The organism is Duganella sp. GW821-FHT07G03 (assembly GCF_059418605.1).
The window spans coordinates 1,045-16,590 of record NZ_JBWKQE010000001.1 but is presented as its reverse complement, the minus strand read 5'-3'; the positions used below and the strand labels follow the sequence as shown (position 1 = coordinate 16,590).

At 64.2% G+C, this 15,546-nt stretch carries 12 protein-coding genes; 6 read left to right on the top strand and 6 right to left on the bottom strand.

Annotated features, from left to right (window positions below; translation table 11 throughout):
* The first annotated feature begins 3 nt into the window (after positions 1 to 3).
* Positions 4 to 1,095 (top strand): FAD-binding oxidoreductase, encoded by a 1,092-nt coding sequence (locus tag AC07OK_RS00070; protein ID WP_494688376.1) that lies wholly within the window; start codon positions 4 to 6, stop codon positions 1,093 to 1,095.
* Between the two features lie 127 nt (positions 1,096 to 1,222).
* Entirely contained in the window at positions 1,223 to 2,422 is a 1,200-nt protein-coding gene (gene fdhA / locus AC07OK_RS00065) for a formaldehyde dehydrogenase, glutathione-independent (RefSeq protein WP_494688375.1), read from the top strand.
* Here the strand turns inward: fdhA and betA are convergent.
* Together betA and betB are read right to left on the bottom strand one after the other, a co-directional pair.
* On the bottom strand, positions 2,419 to 4,083 hold the full coding sequence (betA, locus tag AC07OK_RS00060) for a choline dehydrogenase (RefSeq protein ID WP_494688374.1): 1,665 nt from the start codon (positions 4,081 to 4,083) through the stop codon (positions 2,419 to 2,421). The two genes, fdhA and betA, sit on opposite strands and share 4 nt — an antisense overlap.
* A gap of 1 nt (position 4,084) precedes the next feature.
* The gene (betB, locus tag AC07OK_RS00055; protein ID WP_494688373.1) at positions 4,085 to 5,557 is read right to left on the bottom strand and encodes a betaine-aldehyde dehydrogenase; all 1,473 of its coding nucleotides are present in this window, start codon (positions 5,555 to 5,557) and stop codon (positions 4,085 to 4,087) included.
* Positions 5,558 to 5,741: 184 nt separating this feature from the next.
* Here betB and AC07OK_RS00050 point away from each other — a divergent pair, with 184 nt between their 5' ends.
* Entirely contained in the window at positions 5,742 to 6,701 is a 960-nt protein-coding gene (locus AC07OK_RS00050) for a GlxA family transcriptional regulator (RefSeq protein ID WP_494688372.1), read from the top strand.
* Positions 6,702 to 6,722: 21 nt separating this feature from the next.
* Here AC07OK_RS00050 and purU read toward each other — a convergent pair whose 3' ends face one another.
* Positions 6,723 to 7,595 carry a formyltetrahydrofolate deformylase gene (gene purU, locus AC07OK_RS00045; protein WP_494688371.1) on the bottom strand — a complete coding sequence of 291 codons (873 nt, stop codon included), beginning with the start codon at positions 7,593 to 7,595 and terminating at the stop codon, positions 6,723 to 6,725.
* Positions 7,596 to 7,857: 262 nt separating this feature from the next.
* On the opposite strand from purU, the gene AC07OK_RS00040 reads away from it, so the two are divergent.
* Positions 7,858 to 8,355, top strand: a complete 498-nt coding sequence (locus AC07OK_RS00040) for a prolyl-tRNA synthetase associated domain-containing protein (RefSeq protein ID WP_494689015.1) — start codon at positions 7,858 to 7,860, stop codon at positions 8,353 to 8,355.
* 25 nt (positions 8,356 to 8,380) lie between these two features.
* Here AC07OK_RS00040 and AC07OK_RS00035 read toward each other — a convergent pair whose 3' ends face one another.
* Both AC07OK_RS00035 and AC07OK_RS00030 read right to left on the bottom strand, forming a co-directional pair.
* Positions 8,381 to 9,040, bottom strand: a complete 660-nt coding sequence (locus tag AC07OK_RS00035; RefSeq protein WP_494688370.1) for a class I SAM-dependent methyltransferase — start codon at positions 9,038 to 9,040, stop codon at positions 8,381 to 8,383.
* A 57-nt stretch (positions 9,041 to 9,097) separates the two neighbouring features.
* Positions 9,098 to 11,980: a hybrid sensor histidine kinase/response regulator gene (locus AC07OK_RS00030; RefSeq protein ID WP_494688369.1), complete on the bottom strand. Its 2,883-nt coding sequence runs from the start codon at positions 11,978 to 11,980 to the stop codon at positions 9,098 to 9,100.
* A gap of 160 nt (positions 11,981 to 12,140) precedes the next feature.
* On the opposite strand from AC07OK_RS00030, the gene AC07OK_RS00025 reads away from it, so the two are divergent.
* The gene (locus AC07OK_RS00025) at positions 12,141 to 12,770 is read left to right on the top strand and encodes a LysE family translocator (RefSeq protein WP_332851930.1); all 630 of its coding nucleotides are present in this window, start codon (positions 12,141 to 12,143) and stop codon (positions 12,768 to 12,770) included.
* Between the two features lie 473 nt (positions 12,771 to 13,243).
* Positions 13,244 to 13,801 (top strand): hypothetical protein, encoded by a 558-nt coding sequence (locus AC07OK_RS00020; RefSeq protein WP_494688368.1) that lies wholly within the window; start codon positions 13,244 to 13,246, stop codon positions 13,799 to 13,801.
* Between the two features lie 404 nt (positions 13,802 to 14,205).
* Here AC07OK_RS00020 and AC07OK_RS00015 read toward each other — a convergent pair whose 3' ends face one another.
* Positions 14,206 to 14,745, bottom strand: a complete 540-nt coding sequence (locus AC07OK_RS00015) for an FxDxF family PEP-CTERM protein (protein ID WP_494688367.1) — start codon at positions 14,743 to 14,745, stop codon at positions 14,206 to 14,208.
* Positions 14,746 to 15,546: the final 801 nt, after the last annotated feature.

Sequence of the window (15,546 nt, the reverse complement as noted above, 5' to 3'; positions counted from 1 at the left end):
GCCATGAACGACCAACTTACCGGCGCGCCGGCGCTGTGGAACGCCGACGGCGACGATACCCTGGTCTGCCGCGAAGTGCGGCAGGAGACCCACGACGTCAAGACCTTCGTGCTGGGCGCGCCCAAGCCGCGCCTGATCCGCTATTCGCCCGGCCAGTTCATCACACTGGAGCTGCAGATCGGCGGCCAGGCCGTGAACCGCTGCTACACGCTGTCGTCCAGCCCCACGCGGCCGGATACGGTTTCGATCACGGTCAAGCGGGTGCCGGGTGGGCCGGTATCGAACTGGCTGCACGATAACCTCAAGCCCGGCGACAGCCTGCGCGTACTGGGGCCGTCGGGCGCGTTCTCCTGCTTCCTGCACGCGATGCCGGCGCGGCAAAAGTATTTGTTCCTGTCGGCCGGCAGCGGCGTGACGCCGCTGATGTCGATGTCGCGCGCGATCCACGACCTGGCGCTGGATGCGGACGTGGTCTTCATGCACAGCGCGCGCACCCCGGACGACATCATCTTCGCCCGCGAGCTGGAACTGATGGCCTTCAACCGCGCCGGCTTCCGCCTCGGCGTGGTGTGCGAGCGGCGCGGCACGCAGCCGGCATGGGCCGGTTTCAACGGCTTCCTGAATGCCGGCGTGCTGGCCAACGCGGCGCCCGATTTCATGGAGCGCAAGGTCTACACCTGCGGCCCCGCGCCCTATATGGCGGCGGTGCGCAAGCTGTTGCAGGAAGCCGGCTACGACATGGCCAACTACCACGAGGAGAGTTTCGCCTTCGAGTCCTTGTCGGCCGAGGCGGAGGCGGGGCATGACGCCGAGGACGTGCCGGCCGGCGAGGCGCAATTCAGCGTCACCTTCAGCCGTACCGGCGACATGCTCGCCTGCGCCAGCGGCCAGACCATCCTGAGCGCGGCGCGCGCCGCCGGCCTGCGCATGCCGACCTCCTGCACCCAGGGCCTGTGCGGCACCTGCAAGACCAGGATGAGCTCCGGCCAGGTCGACATGAAGCACGCCGGCGGCATCCGCCAGCGCGAGATCGACCAGGGCTGGATCCTGCCATGCTGCAGCAAACCGCTGTCCGACGTGGTGCTGGAACGCTGATGCCGCATATGGATTGCTTCGTGTCGGATTCGTGCAAATGACGTAGCACCGCCATGATATTTTTTGTAGACGCGGCGGCGCATGCAGCGCCGCCGCGCCTTCAACAATAATTCATGGAGACTTCATCATGGCAGAAAATCGCGGCGTCGTTTACGTCGATCACGGCAGGGTCGAAGTACAGGCCATCCCTTTTCCAAAACTGGACAATCCGCGCGGCCGCAAGATCGAGCACGGCGTGATCCTGCGGGTGGTCACCACCAACATTTGCGGCTCCGACCAGCACATGGTGCGTGGCCGCACCACCGCGCCGTCCGGCCTGGTGCTCGGGCATGAAATCACCGGCGAGGTGATCGAGATCGGCAAGGACGTCGAAACGCTGAAGAAGGGCGACCTGGTGTCAGTGCCGTTCAACGTCGCCTGCGGCCGCTGCCGCACCTGCAAGGAACAGCATACGGGCGTTTGCCTGTCGGTCAATCCGGCCCGCGCCGGCGGTGCCTACGGCTATGTCGACATGGGCGGCTGGATCGGCGGCCAGGCCGAATACGTGATGGTGCCTTACGCCGACTTCAACCTGCTGCGCTTCCCCGACAAGGACGCGGCGATGCTGAAGATCGCCGACCTGACCTGCCTGTCCGATATCCTGCCGACCGGTTACCACGGCGCGGTGACGGCCGGCGTGGGGCCGGGCGCCACCGTGTATATCGCCGGTGCCGGCCCGGTGGGCCTGGCTTCGGCCGCGTCGGCGCGCCTGCTGGGCGCCGCTGTCGTCATCATCGGCGACATGAATCCGGCCCGCCTGGCGCATGCGCGTGCGATGGGCTTCGAAACGGTCGACCTGTCGCTGGACGCCACGCTGGCCGAGCAGATCGCCGCCATCCTGGGCGAGCCGGAAGTCGATTGCGCGGTCGATTGCGTGGGCTTCGAGGCGCGCGGTCATGGTCATGCCGGCTCGCTGGTGGAAGCGCCGGCCACGGTGCTCAATTCACTGATGGAAGTCACCCGCGCGGCCGGCAAGATAGGCATCCCGGGCCTGTATGTGACCGACGATCCGGGCGCGGTCGATCCGGCGGCCAAGCGCGGCAGCCTGTCGATCCGCCTGGGCCTGGGCTGGGCCAAGTCGCACAGCTTCCATACCGGCCAGACGCCGGTGATGAAGTACAACCGGCAGCTGATGCAGGCCATCCTGTGGGACCGCATCAACATCGCGGAAATCGTCGGGGTGCAGATGATCACGCTGGACCAGGCGCCGGAAAGCTACGCCGCCTTCGACGCCGGCGCGGCGAAGAAGTACGTCATCGATCCGCACCAGCTGCTGAAAGCCGCCTAACCCGTTTTCCGATCGGCCACGTAGTAGGGCGCGGCCGATCGCGCCAGCGGTGCGCGGCCGCGGATCGTGTCGGCAAGCTTCTCGGCCATCATGATGGTCGGCGCGTTCAGGTTGCCGGTGACGATTTCCGGCATGATGGAGGCGTCGATCACGCGCAGTCCTTCGACGCCGTGCACCCGTCCCTGGTGGTCCACCACGGCCATGGCGTGGTATCCCATCGCGTTCGAGCAGGACGGATGGAAGGCCGTCTCGCCATGCTCGCGCACGAAGGCATCCAGTTCGGCATCGGTACGCACCGAGGCGCCGGGCGAAATCTCGTTGCCGGTATAGGGCGCCAGGGCGCGTTGCTGCATGATCTCGCGCGTGATGCGGATGCCGGCGCGGAATTCGCGCCAGTCCTGCTCATGCGACATGTAGTTGAACAGGATGCTCGGGTGGTCGCGCGGATCGCTGCTGCGCAGCGCGATGCGTCCCCGGCTGGGTGAACGCATCGATCCCATGTGGGCCTGAAAGCTGTGCACCTTGATCGGATTGCTGCCGTTGTAGTTGATCGCCACCGGCAAAAAATGGTACTGGATGTTGGGCCAGGCGAAGCTGTCGTCGGTGCGGATGAAGCCACCGGCCTCGAACTGGTTGGTGGCGCCCACGCCGCTGCCGAACAGCAGCCACTCGGCGCCGATGGCCGGCTGGTTGTGCAGCCTGAGCGCCGGCGCCAGCGACACAGCCTGGCGACATTCGTATTGCTGGTAGATCTCCAGGTGGTCCTGCAGGTTGGCGCCAACGCCTGGCAGGTCCAGCACCACCGGCACGCCGACCCGGCGCAGCAGGTCCGCCGGCCCGACGCCGGAACGCTGCAGGATCTGCGGCGAGGCGATCGCGCCGGAGCACAGCAGCACCTCGCGGCGGGCATGCACGATCTGTTTGGTGGCGCCGTTGATGAAGGCCACGCCGCGCGCCCGCAGGCCGTCGAACAGGATGCGGTCGGTCAGCGCGTGGGTGATGACGGTCAGGTTGGGGCGGCCGCGGGCCTGGTCCAGGTAGCCGCGCGCGGTGCTGGCGCGCCGCCCGCGCGGGGTGACGGTGCGGTCCATCGGGCCGAAGCCTTCCTGCTGGTAGCCGTTCAGGTCCTCGGTGCGCGGATAGCCGGCCTGCACGCCGGCTTCCACCATGGCGTGATACAGCACATTGTTGCCGTTCTTGGGCGTGGCGACGCTGACCGGGCCATCGCCGCCGTGGTAGGCGTTGGCGCCGGTGTCGCGGGTTTCCGCCTTGCGGAAGTAGGGCAGGCAGTCCAGGTAGGACCAGCTCTCCAGGCCCTTGCGGGCGGCCCAGCCGTCGTAGTCCAGCGCGTTGCCGCGGATGTAGCACATGCCGTTGATCAGCGACGAGCCGCCCAGGCCCTTGCCACGCCCGCACTGCATGCGGCGGCCGTTCATGTGCGGTTCGGGATCGGTCTGGTAGGCCCAGTTGTAGCGCGTGCCCTGCAGCGGGAACGCCAGCGCGGCCGGCATCTGGGTGCGGAAGTCGAAGCGGTAGTCGGGACCGCCGGCTTCGAGCAGCAGCACGGTGATGTCGCTGTCCTCGGTCAGGCGGGTGGCCAGCACGTTGCCGGCCGAGCCGGCGCCGATGACGATGTAGTCGAATTCTTCCGGTTTGCTCATGTCAGAATACCGAGGTGTAGGAGCCCATCTCCACCTGCACCGACTTGACGCGGGTGTAGTGCTCCAGCGTCATCAGGCCGTTTTCGCGGCCCACGCCGGACTGCTTGTAGCCGCCCACCGGCATCTCCGCCGGCGACTCGCCCCAGGCGTTGATCCAGCAGATGCCCGCTTCCAGCCGGTGGATGATGCGGTGCGCGCGGCTCAGGTTTTCGGTCACCACGCCGGCCGCCAGGCCGTACACGGTGTCGTTGGCGCGGCGGATCGCCTCGTCCTCGCTGTCATAGCCCAGGATGGCCATCACCGGGCCGAAGATCTCTTCGCGGACGATGGTCATGTCGTCACGGCAGTCGGTGAAGACGGTGGGGGCGACGTAGGCGCCGTTGGCAAAGGGCTCCGCGCTCAGGCGCTCGCCGCCGGCGAGCAGGCGCGCGCCTTCGTTCTTGCCGGCCTCGATGTAGCGCAGCACGCTGTCCATGTGGGCGAAGCTGACCAGCGGGCCGAAGTTGGTCTGCGGGTCGAGCGGATCGCCGACGCGGATGCGGCGCACCCGCTCCAGCACTTTCTGTTCAAAGATCGCCTTCAGCGCGTTCGGTACGAACACGCGGGTGCCGTTGGTGCACACCTGGCCGGAGCTGTAGAAGTTGGCCATCATGGCGATGTCGGCGGCGCGATCCAGGTCGGCGTCGTCGCAGACGATCAGCGGCGATTTGCCGCCCAGTTCCATCGTCACTTCCTTCAGCGTGGAGCCGGAGGCGCTGGCCATCACCTGCTTGCCGGTCTCGGTGCCACCGGTGAACGATATCTTGGCGATGCCCGGATGCTCGGTCAGCCAGGCCCCCACTTCGCGCCCGCCGCCGGTCAGCACGTTGAACACGCCGTCCGGCAGGCCGGCTTCGGTGTAGATCTCGGCCAGCACCAGCGTGGTCAGGGGTGTCACCTCGCTGGGCTTGAACAGCATGGCGTTGCCGGCGGCCAGCGCCGGCGCCGACTTCCACAGCGCGATCTGGATCGGGTAGTTCCAGGCGCCGATGCCGGCCACCACGCCCAGCGGCTCGCGCCGGGTGTAGACGAATGAACTGTCGCGCAGCGGGATCTGCTGGCCCTCGATGGCCGGCACCAGGCCGGCGTAGTACTCCAGCACGTCGGCGCCGGTGACGATGTCGACGTAGCGCGTCTCGGACAGCGCCTTGCCGGTGTTATTGGACTCCATCTCGGCCAGTTCGTCGTTGCGGCTGCGCAGGATGTCGACCGCGCGGCGCAGGATGCGCGAGCGCTGCATGGCCGTCATCGCGGCCCACACCCGCTGGCCCGCCTGGGCGCTGGCGACGGCGGCGTCGACGTCGGCGCGCGAGGCGCGCTGCACCTGGGCCAGCACCGCGCCGTTGGCCGGATTGATTACGTCGAAGGTGGCGCCGCTGGTGGCGTCGACGCGGCGCCCTCCGATATACAGTTGCTGCAAGCCGTAGAGTGGCATGGTTTTCCTCATGGTGCGGTGTAGGCGATTCCCGTATGATCGCCGGGAGCGGCCGGCGTGGACGCGCTATTTGCGACCACAATTTGCCCAAATGCGTCCAAATCCGTGGTCCAAATCCGGGCGCTTGCGTTTTGTGCGGCCGCATGCGATTGTAGCGCCAGACTTCGCCACCGTCCCAGACCGCATGCCCGCGCCCGCCCATTTCTCCCATTTCGGCTTTCTGCCGCTGGACCAGTTCTCCATGATCGCCTTCACCAATGCGGTGGAAGTGCTGCGCATGGCGAACTACCTGGAACGCGCGCCGCTGTACCGCTGGTCGGTGCTCAGCGCCGGCGGCCAGGCGGTGGAGGCCAGCAACGGCCTGTCGCTGCCCGCCGCGCGGCCGGAGCTGGGCGGCTGGCCCGACATCGTGTTTGTCTGCGGCGGCGAACAGCTGCCGGACGCCCCGGACCAGCCGACGCTGGCGCTGTTGCGCGAGCTGGCCGCGCGCGGCGTGGCGCTGGGCAGCCTGTGCGCCGGGGCCGACGCGCTGGCCGCCGCCGGCCTGCTCGACGGCTATCGCTGCGCCAGCCATTGGGAGACGCTGCCGGCGTTGGCCGCGGCCTATCCGGCGGTGCGCTTCTCGTTCGACCTGTTCGTGATCGACCGTGACCGCTACAGCTGCGGCGGCGGCGTGGCGCCGCTGGACATGATGCTCGATATTATCTCGGACCGGATCGGCGCCGCCACCATCGCCGGCATCGCCGACCAGTTCATCCACGAGCATGTGCGCGGCCACAGCGAGCCGCAGCGCATGCCGCTGGCGCAGCGCCTGGCCGGCGCCGGCCCGGCGCTGCTGGAAGTGGTGCAGCTGATGGAGGCCAACCTGGAGGAACCGCTGGGGATGGCCGAGCTGGCGGGCCTGAGCGGGCGCTCGCCGCGCCAGCTGCAGCGCATGTTCCGCGAACAGCTCGATAGTTCGCCGGCGCAGTACTACCTGGGACTGCGGCTGGACAAGGGCCGCGAGCTGCTGCGCCAGTCCGGCCTGTCGCTGCCGGCCATCGCGGCGGCTTGCGGCTTCGGCTCGGTGGTGCATTTCAACCGCGTATACCGCGAACGTTTTGGCGCCGCGCCGGCCGCCGCGCGCCAGCCACGGCGCGCTTGAGGAAACCCGTCAGCGCAATGGTCAACGCAAAACCACAGTGCGCTGGCCGTTCAGGAACACGCGCCGCTCCACCTGCAGCTTGAGCGCGCGCGACAGCGCCAGGCATTCCATGTCGCGGCCGGTGGCCAGCAGGTGCTCCGGCTCGTAGCTGTGGTCGACCCGTTCCACCACCTGTTCGATGATCGGGCCTTCGTCGAGGTCCGTGGTCACGTAGTGGGCGGTGGCGCCGATCAGCTTCACGCCACGGCTGTAGGCCTGGTGGTAGGGGCGCGCGCCCTTGAAACCGGGCAGGAAGGAGTGGTGGATGTTGATGGCGCGCCCGGACAGGCTGGCGCTCAGCTCTTCGGACAGGATCTGCATGTAGCGCGCCAACACCACCAGGTCGATCCGGTAGTCGCCGATCAACGCCAGCAGCGCGGCCTCCTGCGCGCGCTTGGTGTCGGGCGTGAGCGGCAGGTGGTGGAAGGGGATGCCGTGCGCGGTGGCGATGGACTCATGGTCCGGGTGGTTGGACACCACGGCGGCGATGTCGATTTTCAGCTCGCCGATGCGCCAGCGGTAAACCAGGTCGTTGAGGCAGTGATCCAGCTTGGAGACCATGATCAGCACCCGCTGGCGGGTGGCCGCCAGGTCGATCGACCATTGCATGCCGAAGCGCTCGGCGATGGCGCGGAAGTCGGCGCGCAGCGCGTCGACCGGCAGCGCCGCGCCGGCGGCCGGGTGGAACACGCAGCGTGCAAAGAAGCGCTGTTCGATCTTGTCGTCGAAGACGGCGATTTCGTCGATGTAGCAGCCGCGCGCCTCGAGGAAACTGGTGACGGCGGCGACCTGGCCCGCCGCGCTGGCGCAAGACAGGGTCAGGATGCAGGTGGATTCGGGCGTGGGCAATGTCATGGCTGGTTCTCTGAACAGGGGTGGAATGGTGCGTAGGACAGTGCGGCCATTACACCTCAGGCGCGCGGCGCCGGCCATGACAGGATCGTCATCGAACAAGCTGAATGCGACAGATGCGCGGCCTGGCATGGCGGCGCCGGGCCAGTTCGTGTCGGATTCGTGCACAGGCGGGCAAGCGGGCCGCCGTACAATTGAACGGCGGCGGTAGCGGTGTCGAAGACGCTCGCCCGCGCGCAACGTGAAAGGATGAGACGTGGATGATATGACCGCCGCCGAGCAGGACGGCTTGTTGGATTTATTTGCGCAGCGGGGTTGGGACTGCGAAGTGGTCGAGCACGAGGCCGTGTTCACCATCGAGGAAGCGCTGGCCAAGGTGCCGCCGCTCGACGGCATGAAGACCAAGAACGTCTTCATGCGCGATGCCAAGGGCTCGCGCCACCTGCTGGCGATCGTGCCGCATGACCGGCGCGTCGACATGGCGGAGCTGGCGCGCCAGCTGCCGGCCACCAAGTTGAGCATGGGATCGCCCGAGCGCCTGCTGCGCCACCTGGGCGTGACGCCGGGCGCGGTCAGCATCTTCGCCGTCATCAACGACCGTGAAAACCTGGTCGAACTGATCGTCGACGAGGCGATCTGGAACGCCGACAAGATACAGGCGCACCCGCTGCGCAATACCGCGACCGTGGTCATCGGCCATGCCGGGCTGGCCGCCTTTCTGGACCATACCGGTCATGTGCCGCACGTGATGCGGGTGCCGTAATAACAGGCCGGCCGACGGTGCGCGCCTAGCGGCGGCGCGCCAGCGTCAGGCCGTCGCCCAGCGGCAGCAGCGACAGGTCGACGCGTTCGTCGTGATGCAGCTTGATGTTCAGCGCTTGCAGCGCGGCGGTATCGTCGGTGTCGGCACGTTCGGCGACGCGGCCGCTCCACAACGTGTTGTCGATCACGATCAAGCCGCCGGGCCGCACCAGCTGCAAACAGCGCTCGTAGTAGCCGTCGTAATTGACCTTGTCCGCGTCGATGAAGGCGAAGTCGTACTGGCCTGCCTCGCCTGCCGCCAGGCGCGCATCCAGCGTGGCCAGCGCGGGGCCCAGCTGCAAATCGATTTTATCGGCGATGCCGGCCTGCGCCCAGAACGGCTTGCCGATGCGGGTGTACTCGTCGCTGATGTCGCAGGCCAGGATGCGGCCGTCGGACGGCAGCGCCAGCGCCACCGACAGCGCGCTGTAGCCGGTGAACACGCCGATCTCGATGGTGTTGCGGGCGCCGGTCAGCTTGACCAGCATCGCCATGAATTGCCCCTGCTCGGGCGCGATCTGCATGGCGGCGCGTTCGTGGCTGCGGGTGGCGTCACGCAGGGCGGTCTGCGCCGGATGCTCGCGCAGCGAATGCGCCAGCACATAATCGTACAGCGGGTCGGTGAGGTTGAGCGTGCGGTTGGACATGCGGCATCTCCTTGGTTGGAAGCCGCCAGTGTAGCAGTGTCACCGCCGGCTCGCAGGTCAGGTCGTCGATTCCTGCTGAGACATGGTCACATCGTTGCTGGCGGCGCGGCGCAGGTCGTTGCAGGCCTGGTCCAATGCCGCAGCCACGCCAGGCAGGCGGCGGGTGACTTCTTCCAGGTCGCCGGCGGCAGCCGCGGCCTCCATCTCGTGGCACAGCGTGTGCAGGTGGGTCGAGCTCAGATAACCTGCGCTGCCCTTGAGCGCGTGGATCGCCGCCGCCGCCGCATGGGCGTTGGCGGCCGTGACGGCGGCGCGCGCGTTCTCCAGCCGGCGCGGCGCTTCGTCGAGGAAGGCCTGGGTGATGCGCTGCATGTGCGAGTGCGACAGCCCGGCCAGCGGCATGATCTGCACCGTGGCCGGATCGATGCGCTTCTCGACCGCCGGCGCCACGCCGAACTGCTCGTCGAGCGACTGCGCGCGGATGGCGGACAGGCGCGCAGCGTCGGTCGGCCGCAGCGGCCGGCCACGGCTCAGGTGCTGGGCGATGGTCTTCTCGATCTGGTCGTACAGCAGGCGCTCGTCGACCGGCTTGCTGAGGAAGCCGTCCATGCCCACCGCCAGATAGCGCGCGCGGTCATGGTCGCTGGCGTTGGCGGTCAGCGCGATGATCGGGATGCCGGGATCGAGCACGCGATAGTCCTCGCTGCCGCCGCTGCGGATCAGGCGCGCGGCTTGTTCGCCGTCCATCATCGGCATGCGGCCGTCCATCAGCACCAGGTCGTAGGCGGCGGTGCTGAGCGCGTGCAGCGCTTGCAAACCGTTTTCCACCACGCGGATGTCGTGGCCCATATTCTCCAGCAGCGTGCTGACGATGATCTGGTTGGTGCGCACGTCCTCGGCGCACAGTACGCGCAGGCGGTAGGCGTGGTGCTCCTTGCGCGGCAGGCTGGAAGGATCGATGGCCGGCGCCGCGCCCACCGCCAGCGGCAGCGTGAAGCTGAACGTGGAACCGACGCCGACCCGGCTTTCGGCGGCGATCGAGCCGCCCATCAGTTCAACCAGCTCCTTGCAGATCGCCAGGCCAAGGCCGGTGCCGCCGTAGCGGCGCGTGGTCGAGTGGTCGGCCTGTTCGAACTTCTGGAACAGGCGTGGCAGCGTCTCGGCAGGGATGCCGGGGCCGGTGTCGGCGATGTCGAAGCTGACGCTGGTGCGGCCGTCGACGGTCAGCGTGGACGAGGCGTCCAGCCGCACTTCGCCGCGGTCGGTGAATTTGATGGCGTTGCCCAGCAGGTTAAGCAGGATCTGGCGCAGACGGGTCGGATCGCCGCGCACGTAGCGCGGCAGGTCCAGCGCCAGGTCGCAGCGCAGCAGCAGACTCTTGGCGTCGGCCTGGCCTTGCAGGATGCCGATGGCGTCGTCGACCAGCGCGATCAGGTCGAAGTCCACCGTTTCGATTGACAGGCGGCCGGCGTCGATCTTGGAGAAATCGAGAATGTCGTTGAGGATGGCCAGCAGCGATTCGCTGTTCTGCAAGCCGATGCGCAGGTATTCCTCGGTGCGGCCGCGCACCGACTGGTCGCGCATGGCGAACTTGATCATGCCGATCACGCCGGCCAGCGGCGTGCGGATATCGTGGCTCATCGCCGACAGGAAGTCGATGCGGTGGCGGCTCACCACTTCCGCATGTTCCTTGGCCTCGGTCAGCTGGGCGGTGCGCTCCTGCACGCGCTGCTCCAGCGTGTTGCGCAGCAGGCGGATCTGGTCGGCCAACGCGAACGCCAGCAGCACGCCGTCCAGCGTTCCGCCCAGCAGCGTGAACAGCTGGGCGTTGGTGATCATGGCCGGGATCAGTCCCAGGTTGGCCGGCAGGATGAACAGCCCCGGCACCATCAGCGCGACGAAGCCGAGTACGAAGAAGCGCGCCGGGTAGTAACCGCGCCGCCACACCACGATGCCGCTGGTGAGCGCCATCGTCATCCAGATCGTGATGACGATGGTGGCGATGGTGTGGGCGTAGCTCAGGTAGAAGAAGCAGCTCGGCAGCGTCACCAGCGGCAGCACGATGTTGACGCGGCTGAGCCGGTACAGCAGCGGCGAATTTTCTTTCAGCCGCAGGAAGTTGGTGTAGAACATGGTGCTCAGCACCGGCAACAGGAAGAAGGGCACGTAGTGCCACTGCAGGTTGTGCCAGTCGAACAGGTCGGCCGTCATGTGGAAGGTCATGCCCCAGGCGATGGCGTAGCACAGCACGTACAGCGAGTAGTACAGCGACGAGTTGTCGCGGGTGATCGAATAGATGAAGAAATTGAACACCGTCAACGCCAGCAGCGCACCGATGGAGCCGATGATGAGCACGTTCTCGCGCGCCACCAGCTGCTGGTAGGTGGTGCGCGGCAGCACCGACATCACCGGCGTGCGGGCGTAGTAGGGGCTGGCGAAACGTATCAAGACTTGGTAGCGCTGGCCGGGCTGCAGGTCGACGTCTTTGCCGTAGTGCAGCAGGTAGGAATGCGGCTGGCGGTAGCCGGTCAGCATCTGGCGCGCGCTGCCGTCGGGGCCGAACACCTGGATGTCGACGACGTCGATCAGCGTGTCGTTGGGATCGATGACCCAGGCCGGCTGATGGCTGTCGTTGCGCAGCTCGGCATAGAGCCAGTAGCCGCCGCCCAACAGGTTGACCTTGGGCGCGGGATTGAGCCCGGCCAGCAGCTTGGGCAGGCCAGCAGCATCAACCGGGAAGGGCTGGCCTTCGTCCAGGTATAGCTTGCCTGTCGTCATCAAATCGATACTTGCGGTATTGACGCTGATCGCAGCCGGCGGACGCTCCGCAGCCGTGGCTGCGGTAGGGCTCAACGCCAGTTGCCACCATGCCAGCATCGCCAGCAGCACGAGCAACGTGCCACGTGGTAGACGGTAAGACATCTTGCAAGCTGTACTCATTAGTGTTCCGAAGGCCGCAGGTCTCAATAAGTTGGATTTTTTCCATTTTAAACGAGAACTTATTGTTTTATTCAAAAATTGACCTGTGGCATGGACCGATGCTTGGCGCATGCCGGCCGAGGCAGGTAAGATGGCGCCTTTGCACCACAGGAACGCGACCGTGCTTATCTCTCCAGAACAATTCATCGGCTTTCTCAGCGCCGCCTTGCTGATCACGATTTCGCCGGGCCCGGATAATTTGATGGTGCTCAGCGTCGGCATGTCGCGCGGACGGCGCCAGGGCATGGTGTTCGGCCTGGGCTGCGCGCTGGGCTGCCTGAGCCACACTTTGTTGGCGACCTTGGGCGTGAGCGCCTTGATCAAGGCTTCGCCGATGGCGTTTGGCGCGCTCAAGCTGCTGGGTGGCGGCTATCTGATCTGGCTGGGCATCGGTGCGTTGCGCAGTCGCGGCGGCGCCCGTGTCGAGGGCGGTGGGGTGCCGGACGAGAGTCTGGGCAAGTTGTTTGGCAAGGGGTTGTTCGCCAATGCGGTCAATCCGAAGGTGGTGCTGTTCTTCCTGTCTTTCCTGCCGCAGTTTGTGGTGGCCGAGCGGGGCGACGTCAGCTGGCAGACCGCTCAGTTGGGCTTGCTGTTCACGGCGCAGGGAGTGGTGCTGTTCGGCTTGCTGGGATATTTCTCCGGTGCGGTGGGCGCGTGGATCAACCGCCATCCGGGCGCGGGCATGTGGATGGACCGCGTGGCCGGTGCGATTTTCGTCGGCCTGGGGCTGAAACTGATAATTTCTCGTTAAAAGAGCAAATAAAGACTGTTCGAGGCGCCGATGTCATCAAGGCGTAATGTTGCGCTGCAATACTGGCTTTGCTCTTTCAAGTCTCTCCCGATTTGAAAACTTTTGACCCGCGCCTCTTTGTGCTGCGGGCTTTTTTTTTGTTCGTCGTGCAATTGCCTTCGTGCTGGCTACCAAGCCAGAGGCATTCAAGTAAGTTTTCAGTTGCCTGACGGGGGACGACTGGATGGATTCCATCACTAACTCATAGAAATAAATCATGAGTACTGATTTGAATTAGCGAAAAATCTAGTGCCCCCGAAGACTTTTTGGATGCCCTTGATGCCGTACGCCGCGATGAACACCGCTAGCGTCCAGAAGCGGACTTTGTGATAATTCGTGATTTTTTTGTCAATGAAAAATGCTATTCTGGCCCGTGCGCTCAAATTTGCGTAAAACGGGGCATTAATAGAGTTTAGACGTTGGGAAGAGGCAATATGAAATCACTTTTCTGTAAAACATTAGGATTCAATATTCTGGCTTTGGCGCTGATAACGTCCACGGCATCTGTTGCAGCGCCCACGAATGCCATGCCTTTCGGGTTGGAAATAGGCGTCGCCACCTGTGATGCAGCGCGGACAAAGCTAGGACGCGTTGAAGAGGCAAAGCTCGATGGAACTGATGTCTTGCTAACCGCTGCAGTCCCTTCCGCCTTGTATGACGGCGCAAGCAAAGCTGTTGTGAGATGCCGTGACGGCAAAGTGATTGCAGTTCAAATTGAGGCATCTAAAGGTGGAATGGGCAACGACGGTGCTCGTGAAGTCTATTCCAATCTCAGCAAAAAATACAAGCTCGTCGCAGGCGGAGCCATGCCACAGCTCGGTGATGGATACGCACGTTTTGCTGCGGGGAATTCAATCATTGAACAAGAGTCGCCCCACCTAAGTTTTGTGTTCACTTTGACCTACTTCGAAAAAACTTTTTACGACAATATCGTAGCAGCCAACAAAAAGAAGGACAAAAAGGCTCGCGAGAATAAAGAGTCGTCGCTTTGATTGTCTTTCCATTTCTCATCGTTTTTAGTGCGCGTCAGATGTGCGTCCGAGTTTGAAACACGTTCGTTTGCTACCGGAGAAGGATGCCGGGTACAAGTAAGTTGAGGCAGCTGTTGGCGCCGCACAAGATGCCGGGGTGGACGTTGGACTGGTCGGAAGCACGCGAAGCGAGTAGGCGTGGCAATTTCTTATCGAGGCGGTAGAGGCGGACGATCTAAAGTGGCCCGTCAGGCATCACCGAATCTGTCGACGTTCAACGCATCGCCTCCCGCCTCATCGCGGTAGACCTGATCCGGCGTCTGATAATTCAGCGATTTAGTATTGCGCCAAGCCCACAGCAGGGGGGGGGGGCGGCCGGCCTGCTGGCCGCCCCTAAGCCGATTGAAATGGCAAGCTCGTCGCTTTTATGCCTTGCGGCGCGCCATGAAGCCGAGCAAGCCCAGGCCTGCCAGCATCATCGCGTACGTCTCTGGTTCCGGAACGGCATTGATCATCACGTTGTCCATCACGAAATAGTTGGGGGCAATGCTGATCACAACGACTTTGTCGACCAGGCCGCTGTAACCGCTCGACAGGAAGGCCGGGCGTTTCGACGTGACGGCCGTGGCGGACGAAGCGACCAACGAACCGTGCAGGTACATGTCGAAACGCACGTTGCTAATGGATAGGCCCGCGAAATCGGCGCCCTGGAAGGTGAACGCCGACGCCGACGAGAAGGCATTGTTGTTACCCTGGTCATACAAACGCGTCGGGCCAGACACGGGGTTGTAGAGGGGGTCATAAGAGTCGTAGTGCGTCCAGCCGCTCCAGTCGAGGCCGCCGTAGGTGGCGGGCATCTCAGCCGAGCCGGTCAGATCGTCAAAATTGAGAACGGTGGCCGAAGCCGAGGTGGCGCCTGCCGCCAGACTAGCGGCGAGGGCAATCGAAGTCAGAATGCGTTTCATGTCAATCCTTATATTGTGTACGATTCTAATACCAAAGTTTAAATACTTAAACAAAAAACAATAGTCATTATAACCATTTTCTGACTGGATTGTATATTTGCTATTAAATAAGCTGATTGGCCCAGGGGGGAGATCAAGAGCAAGGAACGCGTCTACGCCTCCCTGTTCACGCGAAATGGGGTCAGTTCCGGCAACCTGCCAAATGGCACGTTGCCGGAACTGACCCTTGAACCTTTGGTGGCGGTGCTGGGACCAATTGCGATTCCTTTTGTGCTGGCCGCAAAGCCGGATGCATTCAAGCAAGCTTGAATATATAAAACCAACTGCCGAATCAATATCCTGAATCTGTAGGGTTCAGCGGTATCACTGGCGAACAATCATAAATAGTCAGATTACTCAATAACTATGCACAACCTCTTTGATTCGTTTTTGCAGCCAGAACAGCTCCCAGACGCGTACGAGCCCGATACCGATGTTATCTCAACCCGTAAGGCATGCGACATCCCTGTAATTGCTGAGATCTACAAGCGGACTGGAGGGGCTTTTGGGTTTCGCTTTATGGCTTGGGTCACGTGGCGCGATGCTGGAGATTGCATACGTAGCCATTCATGGCATGAAATTGCTACCAGCGAATCAATCTTCACCGACAGAATCGAGGAAGCACAGTTGACGGCGGACTCGTATGCCGCATCAACTGGATTAACACTAGCAGGGCATTGGCATAGTATTAGTTGAAGGGGAAAGTGGGGGGGGGGGGGGGGGGGGGGGGGGGGGGGGGGGGGGGGGGGGGGGGGGGGGGGT

Excerpts from the sequence above, each read along its gene's own strand:
- AC07OK_RS00070 (WP_494688376.1), top strand. The coding sequence starts at position 4 with ATGAACGACCAACTTACCGGCGCGCCGGCGCTGTGGAACGCCGACGGC.
- fdhA (WP_494688375.1), top strand. The coding sequence starts at position 1,223 with ATGGCAGAAAATCGCGGCGTCGTTTACGTCGATCACGGCAGGGTCGAA.
- betA (WP_494688374.1), bottom strand. The coding sequence starts at position 4,083 with ATGAGCAAACCGGAAGAATTCGACTACATCGTCATCGGCGCCGGCTCG.
- betB (WP_494688373.1), bottom strand. The coding sequence starts at position 5,557 with ATGCCACTCTACGGCTTGCAGCAACTGTATATCGGAGGGCGCCGCGTC.
- AC07OK_RS00050 (WP_494688372.1), top strand. The coding sequence starts at position 5,742 with ATGCCCGCGCCCGCCCATTTCTCCCATTTCGGCTTTCTGCCGCTGGAC.
- purU (WP_494688371.1), bottom strand. The coding sequence starts at position 7,595 with ATGACATTGCCCACGCCCGAATCCACCTGCATCCTGACCCTGTCTTGC.
- AC07OK_RS00040 (WP_494689015.1), top strand. The coding sequence starts at position 7,858 with ATGACCGCCGCCGAGCAGGACGGCTTGTTGGATTTATTTGCGCAGCGG.
- AC07OK_RS00035 (WP_494688370.1), bottom strand. The coding sequence starts at position 9,040 with ATGTCCAACCGCACGCTCAACCTCACCGACCCGCTGTACGATTATGTG.
- AC07OK_RS00030 (WP_494688369.1), bottom strand. The coding sequence starts at position 11,980 with ATGAGTACAGCTTGCAAGATGTCTTACCGTCTACCACGTGGCACGTTG.
- AC07OK_RS00020 (WP_494688368.1), top strand. The coding sequence starts at position 13,244 with ATGAAATCACTTTTCTGTAAAACATTAGGATTCAATATTCTGGCTTTG.
- AC07OK_RS00015 (WP_494688367.1), bottom strand. The coding sequence starts at position 14,745 with ATGAAACGCATTCTGACTTCGATTGCCCTCGCCGCTAGTCTGGCGGCA.